Origin of the sequence: uncultured Corynebacterium sp., from assembly GCF_946998835.1 — a bacterium.
In the GTDB taxonomy this organism is placed as follows: domain Bacteria; phylum Actinomycetota; class Actinomycetes; order Mycobacteriales; family Mycobacteriaceae; genus Corynebacterium.
The window spans coordinates 125,809-132,506 of record NZ_CAMQAZ010000003.1 but is presented as its reverse complement, the minus strand read 5'-3'; the positions used below and the strand labels follow the sequence as shown (position 1 = coordinate 132,506).

Annotated in this window: 5 protein-coding genes, 1 tRNA gene and 1 pseudogene; 1 reads left to right on the top strand and 6 read right to left on the bottom strand. The window is 57.4% G+C overall.

Annotation, left to right across the window (positions count from 1 at the left end):
- Positions 1 to 134: pseudogene (locus Q0U90_RS01960) on the bottom strand (dCTP deaminase); the annotation flags it as partial.
- A gap of 206 nt (positions 135 to 340) precedes the next feature.
- Here Q0U90_RS01960 and Q0U90_RS01955 point away from each other — a divergent pair.
- Positions 341 to 414: transfer RNA gene (locus Q0U90_RS01955), tRNA-Gly, on the top strand.
- Between the two features lie 34 nt (positions 415 to 448).
- Here the strand turns inward: Q0U90_RS01955 and Q0U90_RS01950 are convergent.
- The 5 genes from Q0U90_RS01950 to Q0U90_RS01930 are packed head-to-tail and all read right to left on the bottom strand — an operon-like array spanning position 449 to position 6,679.
- Entirely contained in the window at positions 449 to 1,840 is a 1,392-nt protein-coding gene (locus tag Q0U90_RS01950) for an ABC transporter ATP-binding protein (RefSeq protein WP_297450889.1), read from the bottom strand.
- The gene (locus tag Q0U90_RS01945; RefSeq protein ID WP_297450885.1) at positions 1,837 to 2,523 is read right to left on the bottom strand and encodes an energy-coupling factor transporter transmembrane component T; all 687 of its coding nucleotides are present in this window, start codon (positions 2,521 to 2,523) and stop codon (positions 1,837 to 1,839) included. The genes Q0U90_RS01950 and Q0U90_RS01945 overlap by 4 nt, the downstream gene beginning before the upstream one ends.
- A complete protein-coding gene (locus Q0U90_RS01940; protein ID WP_297450882.1) occupies positions 2,516 to 3,112 on the bottom strand; it encodes an MptD family putative ECF transporter S component in 597 nt (198 codons plus the stop codon). The genes Q0U90_RS01945 and Q0U90_RS01940 overlap by 8 nt, the downstream gene beginning before the upstream one ends.
- A 34-nt stretch (positions 3,113 to 3,146) precedes the next feature.
- A complete protein-coding gene (locus tag Q0U90_RS01935) occupies positions 3,147 to 4,895 on the bottom strand; it encodes an ABC transporter ATP-binding protein (RefSeq protein WP_297450879.1) in 1,749 nt (582 codons plus the stop codon).
- Positions 4,892 to 6,679 (bottom strand): ABC transporter ATP-binding protein, encoded by a 1,788-nt coding sequence (locus Q0U90_RS01930; RefSeq protein WP_297450877.1) that lies wholly within the window; start codon positions 6,677 to 6,679, stop codon positions 4,892 to 4,894. The genes Q0U90_RS01935 and Q0U90_RS01930 overlap by 4 nt, the downstream gene beginning before the upstream one ends.
- Between the last annotated feature and the right edge of the window lie 19 nt (positions 6,680 to 6,698).

Sequence of the window (6,698 nt, the reverse complement as noted above, 5' to 3'; positions counted from 1 at the left end):
ACTCGGAAGAACTTATCCAGGCGCACGTCGATAGACGAAGGCTGAATCATCTTCGGGTCGAAAGGATCAATGCCGAGATGGTCGGAGCCTTCGGCATTGATAGCGGCACGAATATCACGATCTGAGAGCAACACATAGACCAGCTTAACCGCTCTGTAATGCACAGCGTGTGTCGGTTGCAGGATAAACCCCACTAAATTCAGTGGAACGGCTGCCAACCAATTTTTTCGACGCGAATCGAGAGTGCTACATTGAAGTTACAGAGGGCGACTGATTGCCTGCATGTCACATCTACTGTGCCAATCTCGTGGCGTGCTTTTAATCATTCCGCCTACTGTGTGCCGATGTAGTTCAATGGTAGAACTCCTGCTTCCCAAGCAGGCGGCGCGGGTTCGATTCCCGTCATCGGCTCCACTATGACGTCGAAAATGATAAGTAGGCGTTTGCGTTAGCAGGCGTTGATTTGGTCGAGGCGGACGCTATGGTCGGCGACCTCGGTAACGAGTTCAGCGTCGTGGGTGATGACAATGACGACGGCACCAGTGTCAGCGAGTTTACGCATTACCCGGGAAATCGCGACAAGGTGCTTGTAGCCAACACCGGACGTGGGCTCGTCGAAGATGTAAACTTTCTTGTTCGCAGCAAGCGCTGTAGCAATAACCAGGCGTTGGCGTTGCCCGCCAGAGAGTGCTTGGGGATGATCAGCCTCGTGGTCGGCAAGGTCGAGTTCTTCAAGGATCGCGTGGGCATCGATGCGTTGCTTTTCGGCTTTGGTCGTGCCGAGCGTGACTTCGTCAATGCCTGTGTCCGAGAACAACTGTCGGGTAGGGTCTTGCATCACAAGGTAGGAGTCACGGCTGGTGAATTTCTGTCCATTGAGTGTGATGGATGTATGCTTGGCCTTTTCAAGTCCGCAGACGATCCGTGCCAGTGTTGATTTGCCCGACCCGCACGGGCCCAACAGTGCAGTGATTTTCCCTTCCGGGAAGAGCACATGGTCGATGTTGAGGACTGTGTTTCCGTGGCGGTAGGCGAAGGTGAGGTTGTCGATCGTGAGCCCATCTCCTGCCGGTTGCGGTAGCTGCGGCATGGGCACGGGCACAAGGGATCGCAGTCCAAGCTGTTTGCGCTCCTCATCCGAGGTAGCGTAGAACTCTTCGCCGGTTGCGGTGAGGGCGATGTTACCTTTATCGAAGCAGTAGACACGGTCGACGATCCCGGAAAGGAAGCTCAGCCGGTGTTCAGCGATGATGATGGTGTGTCCATCGGCTTTGAGCCTGGCGATGAGTGTGGCGAGTTGGTCGATAACGTCAGCGGACAAGTTCGCGGTCGGCTCGTCAAAGACGATCAGCGACGTGTTGTTGCACATGGCGACGGCGCAGGCCACGCGTTGCATCTGTCCGCCTGATAGTTGTGTGACGCGGGATTCCAACAGGTCGGCGATACCTAACTCGGCTGCAACCTCGTCAATGCGGGCACAGATCTCCTGCGGGTCGCGGCCGAGATTTTCTGGGCCGAAGGCGAGTTCTTGGCGCACGTGAGTGGTGTAGAACTGGGTGCGCGGGTTTTGAAACACTGTCGAACAGTGGTGGGCAAGCTCTGATAGATCTACTCGTGCCACGTCAATGTCGTCGACTGTGACGCTTCCGGTAAGGTCGCCGTCGTGGAAGTGCGGGATCAGCCCGTTAAACAGCCGTAGCGCGGTAGTTTTCCCTGACCCAGACGCGCCGCACAGCAAGGTGACGGTTCCAGGTGTGATGGTGATGGTTGCGTCTGTGATTGAGGGGTGGTCTGCTCCCCGATAGGTGAAGGTGACGCCGGTGGCTTGGGCTGTTGTCATAGGGTGATTCTCCATATCGCGAAGCCGATAACGATGAGCAGAATGACCGCGTCGACCACCCGGAATTTCACGACCGTGACTGAGGTAGGCTTTGCGGTTCCGCCCAGTCCGCGTACAAGGGCAGCAGATGCCAGTTCGTCCCCGCTTCGCACCACGGTCGATAGCAGCGGGATCGTGAAGTACTGGGCCGCGCGCAGGGAAAGCGCGGACATCCCGCGAAGCTTCATCGCATCTGAGATCGCTTTAACCTCGTGGCCGATCACGGGCAGCACCCGTAACGCGACTGAGATAGGGATCGTCAAACAAGTCGGGATTCGTGAGCTGGCTAGTGCTTTTTGCAAGGTGGCAGGTCGGATTACACCGATCGCGTATGCGCCCATGCCTGCGCTGACGCTGAATCGCCACATCCACTGCAGAAACAGCACGAGGAATGCGCTGGCTGTTGATTTCCAGACCAGGGGTATCACATAAACGAGCCCACCGAGGACCGCAAACGTGGCCAGGTAGACGGCCACCCAGCTCGGGCGCACGAGCGTGTTGGGGTTGATCGCAGCGCTCGCCAGCATCACGGCGGCGAATCCGCCCAGAGCACACACGAACCACGGCGAGTAGGCACTGTAGATCGTGGTGGAGACGATGACGAGCGCTGCGATAATGGTGCGCGGGTCGGGAAGTTTAGACAAGACCGGCCCGTTCAAAGTGTTTGCGCGCGACCCTGGTTCCCAACAGACCAGCAAGCCAGCCAACGATGAGCATCACGACGAAGAAGCCCAACAGAATCGGGATAGTGACAACCTGGGCCATCTTCGCGGCATACTCGGCGCCCATTTGTTCGGCGATCTGCGACATATATGCGTCTTGGTTCATAAATAGCGGCATCCACGGTGACACGTAGATCGGCAGAATAAACAGTGCGTATGCCAGCGGAACGCGAACCTTCACGCTCTTCGGCCCCTTGGTGATGACTAGGTCGGCGAGCAGGCCGAATACAGCGGCGATCGCGATGCCGCCCACCCAGTGGCCGGTCACGAAGAAGAGGATTTCGATGAGGATCAGCATGATGGTCAATGCCCCCATCTTCGGAGTGCGTGCTGTGAACAGCGCAAAGACGATGCCGTTAACGAGGATAGAAAGCAAGAAGCCGGCATACATGGCGACGGGGATGAACCCGAGCATTCCGAATGCAAACACGATGACGAACATCAAGGCAGTGAAGACGCCGATGTTGATGAAGTCGCGCGTGTTGAGGCGCGAGGATGTGCGTGTGGACATAGTTTTTCCTTTTATGTGCTGATATGCGCTGTGTTTAGACGAGTTGCCATCCGCCTGCGTTGATGCGCTCTTGCCAGAAATCGCGGTATTGACCCGGCTGGTTGACCAGCTCGTCGTGAGGCCCGCGCTGGGCGATACGCCCACCGTGGGAGAGCACAATAATTTGGTCAGCTTGGCGAATGGTTTCCAGTTTGTGGGCGATCACGATCAGCGTGGAGTGCTTGCGTAGCTCGTTCATCGCCGCAACAATGTTGGCTTCATTTTCCGCGTCCAACGCGCTGGTGGCCTCATCGAACAGCACGATCGGGGCTTTCTTCACCAAGGCGCGAGCGATGGACACTCGTTGGCGTTCCCCACCTGACAGTGCACGCCCGCCAGCGCCCGCCAATGAATTCCAGCCATCTGGGAGGCGGTTGACGATTTCCGTCACGCCCGACAGGTCAGCGGCCCACCTGATTTCTTCATCGGTAGCTTCTGGGTTGCCAAGGCGAATGTTGGCCTCAAGCGTGTCATTGAATAAGTAGACGTCTTGGAAGACCAGGGATATCTGGCGCATCAAATCTTCGGTGGTCTGCTCACGCACATCAACCCCGCCAACGCGCACGCTGCCGGACTGCACATCCCAGAAACGTGCAACCAACCGGGCGATCGTCGTCTTCCCGCACCCAGATGGACCAACCAGGGCACACATGCCGCCTTGCGGGACATGGAAGGAAAAATCACGGAGAACCGGGGTGTCCGGATCGTAGCCGAAGGTCACATCATCGAAGCGAACATCACCAGGAGCGCTCACCGGTGTGGAGGTGACAGGTTCGGACAGTTCGGGAGCGTCCATGACCTTGTCGACGTGGTTCATCTGCTGGCGGCGTTCTTCCAGCCCAGATATATTTCCGCCAATGTCTTGGAGCATGGTGGTGAACCGCAGGCACATGCCGATTGTCACCAAGGCGTTCAGCGCATTCATCTGCCCGCCGAGGGTGAGTTGGGCGGTGAGCCAGATCATCACCACAATGAGCGCTTGGACGAACATCCCATTAATCAGGTTCGCTAGTGTTTCGAACCACAATGCTTTGCGGCCCTTGCGGTCAGCCTGGTCGAAAGCCTGATCAAGGGCCGGGTAGTCGTCGGCGACGTGACAGGAACGCAATGCACCTTGGCAGGTGGCGAATTCGACCATGCGAGCCGCCAACTCTGACTCGGCTGGTTCGGAAACCTTCTTGCCCTTATCGAGAAGCACACGGGAGATATGGAGGAAGGCAAGCATGATCGGGAACGCGATCGTCAAGGTCAGTCCCAGCCGCCAATCCCAGAACCAGGTTCCCACAGTGACTACGAGCACGGCTGAGAGTTTTTGGACGAGGGAGAAAATGAAATGTGCCGCCGACTCGCCCAAGTCCATCATTTCCTTGGTGACCATGCGCGACAGTCGGCCAGAGCTACCCGAATCGAACACTCCCAGTGGTAGGCGGGCTACTTTGTTACCTACTGCCTGGTGGACGTCGTGAATGAATCCAAGCGCGCCGATATAGCCGGTGCGCATGCCATAAAACTCCGTGCCCACGCCCAGCACCGCGAACACCGCCAAGGCGATGAGCCAGCCCCAAAACGACAGCCCCCACACCGGCATTCCGGTCGCCAAGGCGCTTGCTGCAGGGAGTAGCGCGAGCAGGGCAAAGCCGTGACACAGTCCTGAGACCGCACCCCACGCTTGACCGACCGAGAGGTCTCGCCACGAGGCGGGTTCCATCAAACGCTTAAAGCGTGGCAGCAATAGTTGATTCATCGTGTCATCTCCTCGCATGCACCTTGGGCAAGAAGTGCCTGATAGTGCGCATTACCCAACAGCTCGTCGTGTTTACCGACCACAGCAATGCGCCCGCGTTCCATGACGACAATTTGGTCTGCCCCTCTGATCGAGGCCAGTCGGTGGGCGATCACAATCACGGTTCTGCCTTTGGCAAGAGTCGAGAGAGCTTGTTGGATTTTCGATTCCGATTCCGGGTCCGCCATCGCCGTCGCCTCGTCCAGCACCAACACTGGGGCATCAACCATGAGCGCCCGGGCGATCGCGATACGGGCTGCCTGCCCGCCCGAAACGTGGGTGTCCTCCCCCAACACGGTGTCGTAACCATCTGGCAGGCTCATGATGAACTCGTCGATCTGCGCTGCTCTCGCCGCCTGCCGCACCTGATCCAAGGTTGCGTCTGGCGCGCCCAGGGCAATGTTGTTGTGGATGGTGTCGCGAATAAGCTGTGCATCTTGCAGGACGAATGCGACCGTCGAATACAACACATCCTGGGAAATGCTCTTTAGATCAACCCCGCCGATAGTGATCGTGCCAGCGTCCGGGTCATCGAAGCGGGCAATTAAACTCGCCAACGTCGACTTCCCCGCACCCGACGGGCCAACCAGCGCGGTCACCGTGCCTGCCGGAATGCTCAGGCTCACCTCGTCTAATGCCTGGGTGTCGTCATAGGCATACGACACACCCCGAATCTCGATATCATGACCGTGTGGTGTCTGTGGCGCATCGGGCTGACTCAACGCCGGTAGCTCCATGACATTCACCAGCCGTACTGCCGCTGAACCTGCGAGCTGATAAGACCAGGCGATGGTTGCGACTGCCATCAACGCTCCCGGCAGCACCAAGGCGATCAACGTCGTCGTTATCACCTCGTAGATGCTCACCCAACCGGCGTTCATCATCAACGCGCCACCGCCAAGGTTCACGATCAACAACACCGGGATCGACACCCACGAAAATGAGGCGACCGACATCGACACCAGCGGCATACACCACGCCCGGTAGAACTTAGAAAACTCGTTAGCTGCATCTAAATAGGCTTTATGTGCTTGGCCGACCTTGCCGAACGCTTTCACCACTGAGATACCGGCAACGAACTCGGCCATCGTTGCCGAAACCTGAGCGAGCTTGGTGTCCATTTCCGCGGTCTTCTCATTCATCCCTCGCATCGACATGCCATACATGCCCACATAAACCGGAATCGTTGCAATCGACAGCAGAGCGAGCCGCCAATCCACCACGAACGCATAGGCCAACAAGGCGAGCGGGGAGACGATTGCGTTCAGTTTCTCGATCGGCCCGTGTGCGATCACTGTGTGCACCGTGGCCGTATCATCCTGAATGGTCTTGCGGATCTTCCCCTCACCCTCGCGGGTAAACCACGACAGCGGAGCAGTCGACATTCGGGCGGCAATTTGCCGACGCATCTGATTACGCAACGACAGGTCAATAAAATGCGTCACGCCCAATGCAACAAAATATAAGGTCAACCGGGTCATGTATGCGCTGACGAGGAGTATGACGATCCAGTTCACTCGCGCCGGGTCCACCTGGTCTTGCATAAGTTCTCTGCCAAGCTCCACCAGAGCCACATACGGGGCAATAGCCAACACGCCTGAGAGAAAAGCCAAAACCTGCGCGATAAACAGTTTGCCTTTCACCGGCTGCGATAGCTGACGGATCGCGTTCTGGCCAGCGACTGATTTTTCCTTCGCCGACCCATACTCGCCTTCAACAACCTGATCCGTTGCACTTTCGTTCACGTAAGCACCATCCTTCTTA

What these genes read in the sequence shown, in the direction of transcription:
- Q0U90_RS01950 (WP_297450889.1), bottom strand. Translation starts at nt 1,840, where the DNA reads ATGACAACAGCCCAAGCCACCGGCGTCACCTTCACCTATCGGGGAGCA.
- Q0U90_RS01940 (WP_297450882.1), bottom strand. Translation starts at nt 3,112, where the DNA reads ATGTCCACACGCACATCCTCGCGCCTCAACACGCGCGACTTCATCAAC.
- Q0U90_RS01935 (WP_297450879.1), bottom strand. Translation starts at nt 4,895, where the DNA reads ATGAATCAACTATTGCTGCCACGCTTTAAGCGTTTGATGGAACCCGCC.